This is a genomic window from Euzebyella saccharophila (assembly GCF_014855495.1).
GTDB lineage: Bacteria > Bacteroidota > Bacteroidia > Flavobacteriales > Flavobacteriaceae > Euzebyella > Euzebyella saccharophila.
Map to the genome: position 1 here is coordinate 69299 of NZ_JACYFJ010000002.1, position 16064 is coordinate 85362.

Consider the following 16064-nt stretch of genomic DNA (forward strand, 5'->3'; position numbering starts at 1 on the left):
ATAAGCATTTCCATGGCGGAACTCATCAGGATATACGAAGAAAACCCAAACCCAAAGGAAGTAGCCAAAGTTGTAGAGGTATTGCGAAAGGGTGGACTTATTATATACCCAACGGATACGGTTTATGGTCTCGGTTGCGATATCACCAATTCTAGGGCCTTGGAGAAAATAGCAAGAATTAAAGGAATTAAACTGGCAAAGGCCAATTGGTCCTTTATATGTGCTGATTTAAGTAACCTTTCAGATTATGTAAGGCAAATAGATACCGGAACATTTAAAATATTAAAAAGGGCCCTCCCGGGCCCTTATACCTTTATCTTGCCAGGAAACAATAACTTACCCAAGGATTTTAAAAAGAAAAAGACGGTAGGTATTAGGGTTCCAAACAACAACATAGCCAAAGCATTGGTTGAAGGGCTTGGAAATCCCATTGTTTCCACTTCCATTAGGGATGAAGATGAAGTTTTGGAGTATACTACCGATCCAGAGCTCATTTTTGAAAAATGGCAAAACCTAGTGGATATGGTAATTGATGGAGGTTACGGGGACAATGTGGCCTCCACGGTAATTGACTTATCTGAAAGTGAGCCTTTTGTGGTAAGGGAAGGAAAGGGAAGCCTAGATATTTTTTAAATTTTAAAATTTGGAAAACAAAAAAGCCGCAACTTTTAAGGTTACGGCTTTATTTATTTTTTCAGAAACTATCTTAGTTATTGATAGCTGGATCTTTCATTCCTTCTTCGATCATACTATAGAATTGATCGATTTTAGGTAGAACAACGATTCTTGTTCTTCTGTTTTTAGATTTCTCGGTTGGAGAAACAGGAATGTATTCCGATCTACCTGCAGCGGTCATACGCTTAGGATCTACGTTAAAGTCGTTCTGAAGTATTCTCACGACAGAAGTTGCACGCTTAACACTCAAATCCCAGTTATCCAAAAGGTTTCCGTGTCTTCCGTAAGGTACGTCATCTGTGTGACCTTCTACCATAAATTCGAAATCTGGCTTGTTATTAACAACTTGAGCAACTTTACCCAATACTTCTCTAGCCTTTCTAGTTACGTTGTAGCTTCCGCTGCTAAATAACAATTTGTCTGAGATAGAAACGAAAACAACTCCTTTTTCAACACTAATTTCAATGTCTTCATCATCTAAATTACCCAAAACTCCTTTCAAGCTTTGTACCAATGCCAAGTTCACGGAATCTCTTCTTGTGATGGCATCTTGTAACTTACGAATTGTAAGATCCTTCTCTTTTAAGCTTTCCAAAGATTTTTCCAAGTTCTCGGCACCTTTGGTGGTTAGAGTGGTAAGGTTACCCATGTTGTTGATCAACTCTTGATTGTTTGCTTTTAAGAAAGCATTTTGATCGGCCAACGTTTTATTTCTGGAATCAGCAGTTGCTTTCTCTTCCAAACAGTCGTTCAACTTAACAGTTGCGGAATTTAATAAATCTTGAGCTTCTTTGTGTTTTGCCTCCAGATCATTGTATTTTTTAGAAGATACGCATGAGCCTAAAAGCAGGGTTGCACCTAAACAACCTAAAATCATTTTTTTCATAATGTGTGATGTGGGTTACTAAGTATTAATTTTTGTTATTTGATTTTGCATCGACAATAAGCGACAAAATTATATAAACGCCAAATTTAGCATTTGCTATTTACGTTAATCTTTTACTAAATTGTTAAAATCCTTTATATCATTTACGAAATGGGACCAAACAATGGATTTTGTTCGGTAGTAATTCTTTGTAAATTTCACCTTTTCCCTTTTCCTATACATTTTCCAAAAACGGATGTAAAAGCTTAGGTGAGCCTGTAAAATAGCAAGGAAATGCCTAAACTTAAATTGCATTATAAACCTAAAAGCCGCCACGGCATCCAGAATTAGTCGTGTAAAAATTAGGATAAGTGCCCTTCTTCTGGGTAAGTTTTTCGTAATGGAAAACAGGGAGTTTCTAAAATTTAAAAAGGTTTTTTTAGGGTTCATGTTACTAAGTGTGGAACCTCCTAAATGATACACCTTGGATTTACCGGTATAAAAAACTTTGTAACCCCTGTTCTTGGCCCTCCAACAAAGATCTACCTCTTCTTGGTGTGCAAAATAGGTCTCGTCAAAGCCGTTCAATTCCCAAAAAACCTCTTTTTTTATGAACATGCATGCCCCAGTCGCCCAAAAAATTTCAACGGTATCATCATACTGGCCAGTATCTTTTTCCAGTGCTTGAAATATCCTCCCACGGCAAAAAGGATAACCAAGTCGGTCAATAAATCCGCCTGCAGCACCAGCGTACTCAAAATGGTCTTTTTTGAGCATGTCCAGTATTTTAGGTTGTACAATGGCTACCTCTTTATTGGTATTAAAAAGTTCGGCTATAGGTTCAAGCCAATTAGGGGTAACCTCAATATCCGAATTTAGAAGACAGTAAATATCTGCATCAATATGTTTTAAGCCCTGGTTATACCCAGTCGTAAAACCTCCATTTTCCGGGTTTACAATTACCGAAACTTGGGGAAAGTTCTTTTTAACATATGCCACGGATCCATCAGTAGAAGCATTGTCCACGACATAAATTTTAGCGTTGTCAGAATAATCTACTACAGATTTAAGGTATCTTTCTAAAAGCACCTCTCCGTTCCAGTTAAGTATGACAACAGCTATACGCAAAACGAAGGCAAATTAACGGCTAAAATCAGGAATATCCCTTAAAAAGCTATACTTTTCTGCTTCGAAATCCATTTTACAGTAATAATGGTCCAATCCGTTGGTTACCATCAAATAGTCTGCTTGCAACTGTAAATTGTAACGGGCAATTTGATCAAACGTGGTTTGGTCAATAACTATTTTAGGAGCTTTACATTCAATAAGTACGTTTATATTTCCATTAGGATGAAAAATGACAATATCATATCTCTTGGTCAAGCCATTGACGCTTAGCTGTTTCTCAACATTTATCAAGCTTTTTGGATATTTTTTTTGATGCATCAAATATTTAACAGCGTGCTGCCTTACCCATTCTTCGGGCTGTAAAACGACGAACTTTTTGCGAATGTCATCAAAAATAAGGTAGTTATTTTCGCTATTTTTGAACCGAAAGTTGTATTCTGGAAAGTTTAATGGGTGCATTAAAAATATCTACGTTTTCTAGGGTAAAAATATAATTTCTATTTCTAAAGTAAAGCGAAATATTAAGTAGGGTAAGTATTTATGGATGAAGTTAGGGAGATTGTAAAAAATGTCAAGAACGGGACGCTTAAACCGGTTTATTTTTTATTTGGGGAAGAACCCTATTATATAGACGCCATTTCTTCCTATATAGAAAAAAATGTCCTTGCGGAAGAGGAGAAGGGTTTTAATCAAATGGTATTGTACGGGAAGGACGTTACTATTGATGACATTGTAGGGAATGCCAAACGGTATCCCATGATGGCCGAAAGGCAAGTTGTCATAGTAAAAGAGGCGCAACATCTTTCTAGGACCATTGAACAATTAACGGATTATGTAAACAATCCGCAACCCACTACCGTATTGGTCATTTGCTACAAGTACAAGAAACTGGACAAACGTAAAAAGCTTTATAAGGCCGTAAAAGCCAATGGCGTGCTTTTTGAAAGTAAAAAACTTTATGAAAATCAGGTTTCTGAGTGGATCAGGAAAAACCTACAAGGCAAAGGATACGGTATTTCTCATAAGGCGGCCATCTTATTGACAGAATTTTTAGGTACGGATTTAAGCCGGATCAACAATGAACTTGAAAAGCTACAATTTGTACTTCCCCCAAAATCTGAAATTACCCCGGCAGATATTGAAACGCATATAGGAATCAGTAAGGATTACAATAATTTTGAGCTTAAAAAGGCTATTGGAGAGCGCAATGTGGTAAAAGCCACGCGAATAATCAATTACTTTTCCCAGAACCCCAAAGACAATCCCTTAGTGTTAACAGTTTCGTTATTGCATACCTTTTTTGCCCAGCTTTTACAGTACCATGGACTTCGGGATCATTCACCCAAAAGTGTAGCCAGTACGTTAAAGATCAGTCCTTTTTTCGTAAACGAATATCAAACCGCAGCAAAAAACTATCCCATGAAAAAGGTAAGTGCCATAGTAGCACATTTAAGGGAGATAGATGTGAAGGGTAAAGGGGTTGGTGCCAACTCCATTACACAAGCAGATTTACTTAAAGAACTTTTGGTAAAGATTTTCTAAACTATCTTCTATCTGCGCTAAATTTTCCGGGACCTACCAAGGCGATGGTAACAAAGGCAACCAAGTAAAGAAGCGCCATCTCCTTTCTTTGGAAAGGGTCCGAGCCATGTACAATAAAAGCAGCTACGGCCATAGTAATGATGACAGGAATTGCCGCCCAACGCGTTTTAAAACCAAAGATGATTAAAATAGGACAAACGAATTCTCCAATCATTGCTAAAAATAGGGAAGGGGTAGACCCAATACCTAAAGGATTGCCAAATTCCGCTCCATTAATGAGCATTTGAAGTTTACCGTACCCGTGTGTGAGCATAAAAGCTGAGGCGCCTATTCTAAGAACGGCCAAACCTATGTCCTTTAAAAGGGAGTTGTTCATCTTTGTAGTTGTTTAGAATGGTATAAATGTATTGAAATTTTGTGTGATAATAGGAGCGATACCTACACACCAAACACTAAATTAAGGCAATCGGTATATTTAAAGCAAGAAGTACACCAAAAATTATCAGGTGGTTTTTAACCATGTAATCAACCGATTAGGGTTATTTATTTGAAAATCAATACAGTATGAACCTTACGGCTTAAAGAAGTTTTGGGAAGCTATCCGGATCACTTTCGTGCATTATTGCATAAACTTTCTCAAAAACATCTTCTGTGTTAGGTTTTGAAAAATAATCCCCATCACTACCATAGGCGGGTCTATGCGCTTTTGCGCTAATAGTATGCGGTGCACTATCCAAGAATTGATAGGCTCCTTGTTTTTCCAATATTTCGGTAAGAATATAGGCAGAGCAACCTCCTGGGACATCTTCATCAATTACTACTAGACGATTGGTTTTTTCAACGCTTTTTACGGTATCATGATAAATATCGAAAGGGAGCAAGGTTTGTGCGTCTATAACTTCGGCATCAATACCAACTTCCAATAACTCTTTGGCCGCTTGTTCAACAATCCTGAGGGTAGATCCATAGGATACCAATGTAATATCCGTTCCTGATTTAACAGTTTCTACTTTTCCTATTGGAGTACAAAAATCGCCTAGATTCTGTGGTTTTTTCTCCTTAAGTCGGTAACCGTTTAAGCTTTCTATAACCAGGGCAGGTTCATCGGTTTTCATAAGGGTGTTATAGAAACCGGCAGCTTGGGTCATATTTCTTGGGGAAAGAATGTACATGCCCCTTAAGGAATGGATCAAAGCCCCCATGGGGGAACCTGAATGCCAAATTCCTTCTAGCCTGTGACCTCTGGTCCGAACGATTAACGGTACTTTTTGTTTGCCAAAGGTACGGTATCGCAGGCAGGCAACGTCATCTGTTAGAGTTGCCAATGCATAAAAGATGTAATCCAGATATTGTATCTCCGCAATAGGTCTTAGACCTCTCAACGCCATACCGGTACCTTGCCCAATAATGGTAGTTTCCCTTATTCCGGTATCTGCAATTCTATCCTTACCAAATTTTTTCTGTAATCCTTCAAGGCCCTGGTTCACGTCCCCAATATTACCGGTATCCTCTCCAAACACAAGAGCATTTGGATTGTTCTCAAACAACTTTTCAAAGTTGTCCCTTAAAATGATACGTCCGTCCACATCTTCTGTACCATCATCATAAACAGGCTTGACCTCAGGAATGTTGGTGGCTCTATTTGGTCCCTCATTGTAAAGGTCGGCACTATATTTTGGCTGCGTTTCTAGTAAAAAGTTTTTGGTCCAATTAACAAGCTCCTCCTTTTCTGGATGGGCTTCACCAATTAAATACCGTATTGCCTTTCTGGCAGCTTGTGCCATCTCCTTTTTTAAAGGTTCTTCATTGGCGATAAGGTCATTTTTGATTTTACTGATAAAGTTTTTGTTTGGACTCTTATGAGCCGCAGCTTCTAAAAGAGCTATCAACTTTTTTCTATGTGGCCCGTGGGTAGAAAGATATTCTGCCCAAGCTTCTTTTTTGGCCAACCTTACCTGCTTGGTGATATTTTTTTCTAAGGCGCTAAGCTCTTCTTCAGAAGTTATTCCAGTTTCTAGAATCCATTCCCTAAAACGCTTATTGCAATCATTTTCTCGCTCCCAATTCAGACGTTCCTTGCTTTTGTACCGTTCATGTGAACCGGACGATGAATGTCCTTGGGGTTGGGTAAGTTCCGTAACATGTATCACAACGGGCACATGTTCTTCACGTGCAATATCGGATGCATTTTCGTAAGCGTGCATCAATGCGGTATAATCCCAACCTTTTACCTTGAGCATTTCAAACCCAGGCTTTTCTGAAGTTCTTTCAAAACCGGCAAGCATTTCTGAGATGTCCTCCTTTGTAGCATGATATTCTGCCGGAACGGAAATACCATAATCATCGTCCCATATACTTATGACCATGGGAACCTGCAAAACACCTGCGGCATTTATGGTTTCCAAGAACATGCCTTCACTCGTACTCGCGTTGCCAATGGTTCCCCAAGCAACCTCATTTCCATTATCGGAAAATTTGGAAGCATCCACGTTTTTAAGCTTCCTATACATTTTAGAGGCTTGGGCCAGACCCAATAGACGGGGCATTTGCCCGGCTGTACACGAAATATCGGCACTGCTGTTCTTTTGTTGGGTAAGGTTTTTCCAGCTACCATCTTCATTGAGGCTATAGGTCACATAGTGGCCACCCATTTGCCTACCGGCGCTCATGGGCTCCATTTCAATATCCGTAGTGGCGTAAAGGGAATGGAAAAGGTCTTTTGGAGTGAGCAATCCCAGTGCCATCATAAAAGTTTGATCTCTATAATAACCACTACGCCAGTCGCCATTTTTAAAGGCTTTGGCCATTGCCAACTGAGGAAGCTCTTTTCCATCACCAAAAATGCCGAATTTAGCCTTTCCTGTAAGTACTTCTTTCCTTCCTAATAAACTGCAAGTTCTGCTTAATACGGCAATTTTGTAATCGCTGAGAATTTGAGTTTTAAAATCGTCGAAAGAAATATCATTACTGGTTTTGGGCGAAATATCCATTGAAGTCTTTTCGGTTTCCACAAAAATAGCAAATACTATACATTTTTACAATCACAAAAATTCTTAAAAAATTTACCGATTTTCAAAATAAATTTCAGAAAACCTATCGATTTTAGAATTATAGATAAAAAAACATCGATTAACTGAGGATTTTTTAATCAATTAAAACCACTTTCTTGTAAACAAACCGGTTAAGGTTTTGGGGCTCACAGTGATGATAAATCTAATTTTTTCTCCGTAGTTAGGTTGGGAAATTTCCCAGCCATTATTGGAATAAACAGGGAAATAAAGTTCAAAATAATCAGTGAGTAGATTAAGCCTAACGCCAGAATCGTATACAAATTTGGCGGGTATACCTTTGTTCTTAACATAGCCCAAATCCCCGTAAACCTCGATCCACCTCCATAGATTAACGCTACTGTTCACAGTGGCCATCCAATCATTGGCAAAACGAAATCGTTCTGGCATAAAGGATTTGAACCCACCTTCTGCGATTATAATTTGCTGACTATAAATACCAGAATCTTCAGAACGTCCTAAATAGCCATAGTCAAATAGATAATCCGTAGGCCTGTCCAAAGCAAAGCTAAAAAAGTTAGGGTCTCTATAATCCGTTGTTTTATTTCTCAAAAATTTCCCTGCAAAAAACCGAAGGTTCAATTGCCTATTACTTTCAAATAGTTGCCGGTATTCCATTTCAAAGGATAGCTTGGAGAAATCCTTTGCGTGTTGACCATCTGCAAACCACGATAAATAGTTGATGATCCCTGGGTTGTGATTGGTATATCTTACATTGAAAACACTATAATCCGGAGGGGTTTCAAAATCGATTAAATTTTCATCTTTGTTTCTTAGAACATTGATGAACCTAAAGGACAGAAATTCCCTTTTGTTGGAAATCAAGTGATCGGGTCGCCAGCCTAAGGAAAAAGAAGGGGTTATTTTGGTATATCTGGAATTTTCCTGAAAATGGTAGGTAGAGGCTCCTAAAGCATAATTGGCCACATAAAGCCCGCTCTTGCTAAGATATTTGCGGTAACTAATGCTTCCAGATCCTACAAAAGATTGTTCGCGAAAAGAATAGCTGGGAGCAACATCATAAACAAATGGCCTTTCCAAGAATGTTTTATTATATAATCTTAAACCGGGAGTCCATCCATCGTAAATATTAAAATTTAATACCGGCACATAAAAAACCTGGTTGTAATAAGGGTTTTCTGAATCTTTAAAAAAAGTGAATTTAAGTTTTTTGTTACTGGAGAAGAAACCTCCTAGGGATTTCCAGTTGTCTCTCTGATTGAATTCTGGAATTTTCTGATCGTAGTTTAGTACCAACCGTTTTTCATCGTTTCTAGGGATACTTACTACCTTTTGATCGTCAATATTGGAAAACCAATATTTGGATAACACACTATCGTTTTTTAAGCCAAAGAGTGAAATGGGAACATTGGTTCCTTTTTTATTCTTTATGGTTATATGAAGGGAATCTTTGGTCTTTTCAACATTTTTAATTTTGAAATCGATTTTACGATCTGTTGAAACATAGTCTTGAAAAAACCAATCAATATTTTTATCCGTCATACGCTTCATGATGGATTCAAAATCCAAGGTTTTTACCTTGCTCAGTTGATAGTGTTTGTAGAACGATTTAATGCCTTCGTCAATTTTTTCCTTTCCTACGTAACTTGCTAAATAGGAGAGGCCTAGGCCTGCTTTATATTTATTGGCTATTTTTTGGTTGAACCTAATGAGGCTATCATTGGAGGTAAGTAGGGGTTGGTCCAAGTTTTTGCGAGAGGTGAGCATATAAAGAAAGGGGTACTGCTCATTAAAATGCATTTTTGCCAAATTAAAACTTCTAACACCCCATATTCTTGAAAGTTTGCCAAGCAGCTTTTGGTTGGGATAGTATTGATTTACATATTCGATCATTAAGTAGTTGGCTATTGCATCCGTTAACCATTGATCCTTTCTGGCATCCAGAAAAAGAGTTTCTTCCAAAATATTGATCAAGGCCGTTTTTAAGAACTTCATTTCATATTGAAATTGTTCTTCATAGGGTCTTATAAATGATGGTAATTGATTGATGCCATAAAGTGGGTTCTTTTTATAATCCAACTCGCTTACCAACAAATGGGCATGGGGGTATTTACCTAGATTTTGACTGATAAATTCGGTTACCCTATTAATGGACAAACCTTTACCTACCACATTGTATTTGGGCGCCTCAATATCCGTTACTACTGTCATTTGAGGGGTTACGTGGGTAAGGAAGCGTCTTTCTTGCGTTAGTATGATTTCACAGTTCTTTTGCTGTAAAGCCCTTAACTGTGCAATTTGTCCATTTGAGAAATGGCTGCTGCCCAAAACCTCAAAATTTGAGACTAAATTTAAATTTCTTGGGAAAGTAAAGTTTACATTGGTATGCGTTACTTCCGTATGGATATCCTCTAGATTCTTGTTGCTGTAGAGATGCCAAGACCCATCAAAATAGGATGGGGTAAGGTACCAATCCTTCAAGTAATAATTATTTCTTTTATCGTAACCGTAGGCTGTAAATTTATTTTCCGGCAATTGTACCGTATAGGTAAGAAAAAGTTTTGCGGTCTCGCCGGGACGTAAAGGCGAATTTAGTTCAATTCTAATGATGTCCTTCTCAGTGGTTCGTTTCCAACGCAATCCTCTGTAATTATCATCAACCGCACTTAAAATGGTGGTAAACCCCCTTTCCTCATCTTTTGCCAAATGAAGACTCTTTTTAAACTCTTCATCAAACCTTTTGGCTAGTCCTGTATTCTTATCGGAATAGGCATGGGCCCAATCGTTAAAATACAGAATGTTTAAAATTACATCGGAGTCATTTTTATAAATAAACTCCTGTTGTACGTTAATTTGCTTGGTTTTCCCATCTAAACTGGCCGTTAAAGTATTGGCATGCTGAGCCATGGTTACACCAATAGCCGTAAAAAATAGGGCTAGAAATAGCGCAGCCGTTATGGGGAATTTATGTACCAAAAAATAGAATTAGAAATTAGGGCTTAGGGTGTGCCCTTTGTAGAATGCGTCAATAATTTCTACCACTTCATCTGCCGTGTCTACCATTTTGATCAGGTCCAAATCATGCGGACTAATATTCTTGACCTCCAACATGGTATTCTTTACCCAATCCATTAATCCGGACCAAAATTCAGTGCCCACGAGTATAATAGGGAATTTTTCAATTTTATTGGTTTGAATCAAGGTGATGGCTTCAAAAAGTTCATCCAATGTACCAAAACCACCGGGCATTACTACAAAACCTTGGGAGTACTTCACGAACATTACCTTACGAACAAAGAAATAATCAAAGTCAAGACTTTTATCCGGGTCAATGAACGGATTGTCATGTTGCTCAAAAGGCAAATCTATGTTTAGCCCTACTGAAGTACCACCGGCTTGATGTGCACCTTTGTTTCCTGCCTCCATAATACCGGGTCCGCCTCCCGTAATTATACCGTAACCAGCTTCCGCAATTTTTTCGGCAATAGTTACCGATAATTCATAGTACTTGGCTCCAGGCTTGGTTCTTGCCGACCCAAAAATTGAAACACACGGGCCTATGGTTCCCATTTTTTCAAATCCGTTCACAAACTCTCCCATTATCTTGAAAATGGCCCAAGAATCGTTTGTTTTTATTTCATTCCATCCTTTATGATGTTGTTCCTTACGCATATATGTGCAATTTCAATATTCAGCGATGCCGAATTTAAGTTTTATTTTATACTTCTAACAAGTCTTGATGAAGCGTATTCTAGAAATGGGGCAATTCCTTTTTAAGAAACTTTGCCGTGTAACTCTTGTTGTCCTTCGCTACTTCTTCCGGTGTTCCTTTTGCAACTACCATGCCACCTCCGCGTCCACCTTCATAACCAATATCAATGATATAATCCGCCATTTTAATAACGTCCATATTGTGCTCAATGACCAAAATGGTGTTTCCTTTGTTTACCAATCTGTTCAAAACTTCCATAAGAACACGAATATCTTCAAAATGAAGCCCGGTTGTAGGTTCGTCTAAGATATAAAAGGTATTGCCCGTGTCCCTTTTTGATAGTTCAGTGGCTAATTTTATTCGTTGTGCTTCCCCTCCTGAAAGGGTGGTGGATTGTTGCCCTAAGGAGATGTACCCAAGGCCCACATCTTTAATGGTTTTTAGTTTTCTGTGGATTTTAGGAATATTTTCAAAGAAGTCTACCGCTTCATTAATGGTCATTTCCAAGACATCTGCAATGGATTTTCCTTTGTAGCGTATTTCTAGGGTTTCCCTATTAAATCGTTTACCATTACAGGTTTCGCAATCAACATAAACGTCCGGCAAAAAGTTCATCTCTATTACCCGAAGTCCGCCTCCTTGACATGTTTCACATCTACCGCCCTTTACATTGAAACTGAACCTACCCGGTTTGTAACCTCTGATAGCTGCCTCTGGAGTTTTGGCGAAAAGTGATCGAATCTCACTGAAAACGCCGGTGTAAGTGGCAGGATTGGACCGCGGTGTTCTTCCAATGGGCGATTGGTTAATGTCAATAACTTTATCTATATGTTCTAGCCCTTTAATCTTTTTATAGGGCATGGGTTTTTTGACTCCATTGAAATAGTGGGCGTTCATGATGGGGTAGAGGGTCTCATTGATTAAAGTGGATTTACCACTACCAGAAACCCCGGTAACTCCAATCATTTTACCTAATGGAAATTCTACGGTGACGTTTTTGAGATTATTGCCCGTGCAGCCAGTTAGGACAATTTTTTTTCCGTTTCCATCACGACGTTTTTCCGGAACGGCAATTTCCTTGGCTCCCGTCATGTAGCCTGCGGTTAGCGTATCGTGATTTTTTAATTCCGCTGGAGTACCTTCTGAAATAATCTGCCCGCCGTGCTTTCCTGCTTTAGGACCAATATCGATTACATGGTCTGCACGTTCTATCATATCGCGATCATGCTCCACGACAATCACAGAGTTGCCAATATCTCGTAAGGACTCCAAAGATTGTATCAAACGGGTATTGTCCCTTTGGTGCAAGCCTATACTGGGCTCGTCCAAAATATAGAGCACTCCCACCAACTGGGAACCAATCTGTGTTGCCAAACGAATTCGTTGTGCTTCTCCACCCGATAAGGATTTTGAGCTGCGGTTCAAGGAAAGATAATCAAGACCAACATCCAATAAAAAATTAATTCTAGCCTTAATTTCCTTGATGATCTCTTCGGCTATTTTCTTTTGGTTTCCAGAAAGACTACTTTCTAGATTTTCAAAAAATTTCGAGAGGTCCGTAATATCCATATGGGCCAGCTCAGCGATGTTCTTCTCACCAATCTTGAAATTAAGGGATTCTTTGCGCAATCGAGAACCTTCACAAACGGGACAGGTAATCTTGTCCATAAAGTCCTTCGCCCACCGCTTCAAGGAGGTGGTGCCAGCCTCTTCGTACTGATTCTTTATAAAATTGGCGATGCCTTCATAATCAATTTTGTAGTTGCGCTTTACGCCTAGGGTTTTGGAATTGACTTCAAAACTTTCATTACCCCCGTGCAACAAGACTTTCATTGCTTCCGCCGGTATTTTTTCAATGGGGTCGGTCAATTCAAATTCATATCGCTGTGCAATAGTTTCTACCTGCTTAAAAGCCCATGATTTTTTATAATCACCCAGAGGTGCAATGCCCCCTGATTTAATACTGAGCTTTTTATTCGGAAAGATTTTATTTTCGTTAACCTCATGAACATGTCCCAAGCCATTGCAATTGGGACACATTCCTTTTGGGGAATTGAACGAAAAAGTATTGGGTTCAGGAACAGGGTAGGAAATCCCCGTTGTTGGACACATGAGGTCTCTACTGAAATAACGGGCTTCCGATTCGCCTTCTTCCAAAATCATGAGCACATTATCTCCGCTGTACATGGCCGTATTAATGGTTTCTGTTAAGCGCTTGTCCATTTCCTCGGAATCGTTCACTTTTAGGCGATCGATTACAATTTCAATATCATGGGTCTTGTAACGGTCTACTTTCATACCCTTTACAATATCCTTGATTTCCCCGTCTACCCTAACTTTTACAAAACCTTGCTTGCCAATCTGTTCAAAAAGTTCCCGATAGTGACCCTTTCTGGATTTAATAGCGGGAGCCAGTACATTTATTTTTTTGCCATTGTAGTATTCTTTAATGAGCTCTTGGATTTGTTCATCGCTATAGCTCACCATTTTTTCCCCGGTATTGTAACTATAGGCATCCGCTGCACGAGCGAATAGCAAGCGCAAAAAATCATAAATTTCTGTAATGGTTCCTACGGTAGACCGAGGCGATTTGGAAGTGGTCTTCTGTTCAATGGCTATCACAGGGGAAAGGCCATCAATTTTATCTACATCGGGCCGTTCCAGGCCACCAAGAAATTGCCTTGCATAGGCTGAAAAGGTTTCTATATAACGACGCTGGCCCTCGGCATAAATAGTATCAAAAGCCAAAGAGGATTTTCCACTACCGGAAAGCCCTGTTATTACAACCAGTTTTTCTCGGGGGATGGTAACATCTATATTCTTGAGGTTGTGAACGCGGGCGCCCTTTACCTCTATATTTTCTTCGTAATTAATCATTTTCGATAGCAAAGCTGCAAAGGTACGGTTTTAAGCACGAATCTTGAAGCTGACCTTATCTATTTCTAGCGCTCTAAAGCTTTAGATTTTAAGGCAATCAACACCATATTCTGCTATACAACTTCCCTTTTTTCGCTAAGGTATTTCCAATACCTTTTGGGTACATGCTGTTGATGCAATTTTAGATTGATCCTACTTTTGATATTGGTGCTTTTAAAGTAATTGTTCCAAAGATCTTGAAAGTCATATTCGGCAGCGGTGAGCGTTTCACTTTTATGAATGCTATTGGTCAGTAATTCTTTTAAATCCATGGTGACAATCTCTACTTTTTTTAAATCGTAATAGAGTCCGTATTTACGCTTTACATCATAAATCAACCAATACTGGTCCGCATATCTACTTCTAAAGTGTTTTGAAATCAGTGGGAGTACATTAAAATCTGGTTCTATGTTCGCAAAATAAATACCGTCTTTGGTAAGCTGAAAGCGCACAAAAGCTTCCATTCGATGTTTTTCCCGACCCACGGATTTTGCCAGTTGGGAAGTTTTTAGGACTATTCCATCAGAATAATCAGAAGGGGAAGCATCTTGTTTTGAAAACAATTTTCTAATATAACGGTACAAAAGCATCTCTATACCCCTGCTTTCACTTAAAAAGGCAAAATAGATTTGCTTGATGGCTGTATGGCTTTTTTTGTCAATACCGTACCACACCCGTTTCGCTTTTTCACTGTCCGTGATGACCGTTTCCGATTCAGAAAACAATCCACTTTGGTATTCGTCCTCCCTTTGAATATCGCTTACGGATACTTTTTCATCAAAGGCTGTAAAAACCGCAGTTAAAAAGCCGTTGAAACTACCATCATAAACTAAAATTTTTGAATTGATCATCTTCTAAGTGCTTTAATGTTCATTTAATCTATCATGAAAAGAGTTGCAATTGGTTGGAATATTCTTTTCGAAATTTACCGGAAGAATTTTGAAGAATGAGGCCTTTTATTCTATCAGGTTCCAAATCTCTGTTTTCCCATTTGCTAGAATCACAGACCATAAAATATTTTGCCCTGTTCAAGGCAATTCCAATGTTTTTAAGGTGTTCCCAGTTGAGTTTTCTAAATTTCCGGGCGTTTATAATCTTATGAACGGATTGCATCCCAATTCCCGGAATTCTAGCTAACATGGCTCTATCGGCCCGGTTGACATCCACTGGGAAATGATGCATGTTTCTTAAGGCCCAACCCAGTTTAGGGTCCACATCCATATCCAAGTTTGGAAAATCGGCATTTAAAATTTCTTTCACGTGAAAACCGTAAAAGCGTAACAACCAATCGGTCTGGTACAGTCTGTTTTCCCTCAATAAGGGTACTTGAGACCCTATGGCCGGCAATCTTTTGTCTTCCGCAACGGGTACGTAACCGGAGTAATACACCCGTTTCATATGGTAATTTTTGTAGTAATGGGTGGCAGAATACATGATGTCCTTATCCGATTCCCCTGTTGCGCCAATTATCATTTGGGTACTTTGGCCTGCTGGCGCGTATTTGGGTGTGCTCTTGATTATTTTTTTCTCCGCCTTGTATTGAATGATTTCATTCTTGACCTTGAGCATAGGTTTGGTGAAATCTTCATAGTTTTTATCGGGAGCCAGTAATTTTAACCCTGATACCGTAGGAACTTCAATATTTACCGAAAGACGATCCGCGTATAACCCCGCTTCTCGCATAAGCTCATCACTTGCACCGGGTATGGATTTTAGATGAATATAGCCATTAAAATTTTCTTCTTCCCGAAGCTTTTTGGCTACCGCCACCAAACGTTCCATGGTATAATCGGCATTTTTGAAGATTCCTGAACTTAAAAAGAGACCTTCAATATAATTTCTGCGATAGAAGTTGATGGTAAGGTCAACCACTTCCTGAATTTTAAAAGCGGCCCTTTTAATATCATTGCTTTTGCGGGTTACGCAATAAGCGCAATCATAAATGCAATAGTTGGTCATTAATATTTTTAATAGGGATACGCAGCGCCCGTCCTCCGTATAGCTATGGCAGATTCCCATGCCCGTACTATTACCAAGCCCTTTATTCTTGTTTGTCCTGTTACTACCGCTACTGGCGCAGCTAACATCGTATTTGGCAGCATCTGCCAGAATGTTCAATTTTTCCTTAATTCTTTCGAATGACATAGCATAAAGTGTAATTATTCCAAAATTATGGATTAAATCCTAATTATGGAAA

The 16064-nt window shown here is 38.9% G+C and carries 12 protein-coding genes; 2 read left to right on the forward strand and 10 right to left on the reverse strand.

Translation table 11 applies throughout. The features are described from left to right. Positions 1–12: 12 nt before the first annotated feature. On the forward strand, positions 13–633 hold the full coding sequence (locus IL355_RS06685) for an L-threonylcarbamoyladenylate synthase (protein ID WP_192461411.1): 621 nt from the start codon (positions 13–15) through the stop codon (positions 631–633). A 73-nt stretch (positions 634–706) separates the two neighbouring features. Here the strand turns inward: IL355_RS06685 and IL355_RS06690 are convergent, their stop codons facing one another. From IL355_RS06690 to IL355_RS06700, 3 genes are all read right to left on the reverse strand, one after another. Beyond that, positions 707–1561 (reverse strand): OmpA/MotB family protein, encoded by an 855-nt coding sequence (locus IL355_RS06690; RefSeq protein ID WP_187457347.1) that lies wholly within the window; start codon positions 1559–1561, stop codon positions 707–709. A gap of 105 nt (positions 1562–1666) precedes the next feature. Then, positions 1667–2668 (reverse strand): glycosyltransferase family 2 protein, encoded by a 1002-nt coding sequence (locus IL355_RS06695; protein WP_192461412.1) that lies wholly within the window; start codon positions 2666–2668, stop codon positions 1667–1669. 12 nt (positions 2669–2680) lie between these two features. Next, positions 2681–3127: a type I restriction enzyme HsdR N-terminal domain-containing protein gene (locus IL355_RS06700; RefSeq protein WP_192461413.1), complete on the reverse strand. Its 447-nt coding sequence runs from the start codon at positions 3125–3127 to the stop codon at positions 2681–2683. A gap of 81 nt (positions 3128–3208) precedes the next feature. Between IL355_RS06700 and holA the strand changes: the two genes are divergently transcribed. Continuing rightward, on the forward strand, positions 3209–4210 hold the full coding sequence (gene holA, locus IL355_RS06705; protein WP_192461414.1) for a DNA polymerase III subunit delta: 1002 nt from the start codon (positions 3209–3211) through the stop codon (positions 4208–4210). A 1-nt stretch (position 4211) separates the two neighbouring features. Here the strand turns inward: holA and IL355_RS06710 are convergent, their stop codons facing one another. From IL355_RS06710 to IL355_RS06740, 7 genes are all read right to left on the reverse strand, one after another. Then, positions 4212–4586 carry a DoxX family protein gene (locus tag IL355_RS06710; protein WP_192461415.1) on the reverse strand — a complete coding sequence of 125 codons (375 nt, stop codon included), beginning with the start codon at positions 4584–4586 and terminating at the stop codon, positions 4212–4214. A 202-nt stretch (positions 4587–4788) separates the two neighbouring features. Then, positions 4789–7200: an alpha-ketoacid dehydrogenase subunit alpha/beta gene (locus IL355_RS06715; protein WP_192462100.1), complete on the reverse strand. Its 2412-nt coding sequence runs from the start codon at positions 7198–7200 to the stop codon at positions 4789–4791. A 162-nt stretch (positions 7201–7362) separates the two neighbouring features. After that, positions 7363–10146: a gluzincin family metallopeptidase gene (locus tag IL355_RS06720; RefSeq protein ID WP_192462101.1), complete on the reverse strand. Its 2784-nt coding sequence runs from the start codon at positions 10144–10146 to the stop codon at positions 7363–7365. 78 nt (positions 10147–10224) lie between these two features. After that, complete coding sequence (locus tag IL355_RS06725) at positions 10225–10911, reverse strand: LOG family protein (protein WP_192461416.1); 687 nt, start codon at positions 10909–10911, stop codon at positions 10225–10227. Positions 10912–10990: 79 nt separating this feature from the next. Then, on the reverse strand, positions 10991–13828 hold the full coding sequence (gene uvrA / locus IL355_RS06730) for an excinuclease ABC subunit UvrA (RefSeq protein WP_192461417.1): 2838 nt from the start codon (positions 13826–13828) through the stop codon (positions 10991–10993). A 113-nt stretch (positions 13829–13941) separates the two neighbouring features. After that, positions 13942–14718, reverse strand: coding sequence for a TIGR03915 family putative DNA repair protein (locus IL355_RS06735; protein WP_192461418.1), 777 nt, complete (start codon positions 14716–14718; stop codon positions 13942–13944). A gap of 31 nt (positions 14719–14749) precedes the next feature. Further along, positions 14750–16012, reverse strand: coding sequence for a putative DNA modification/repair radical SAM protein (locus tag IL355_RS06740; RefSeq protein WP_192461419.1), 1263 nt, complete (start codon positions 16010–16012; stop codon positions 14750–14752). Between the last annotated feature and the right edge of the window lie 52 nt (positions 16013–16064).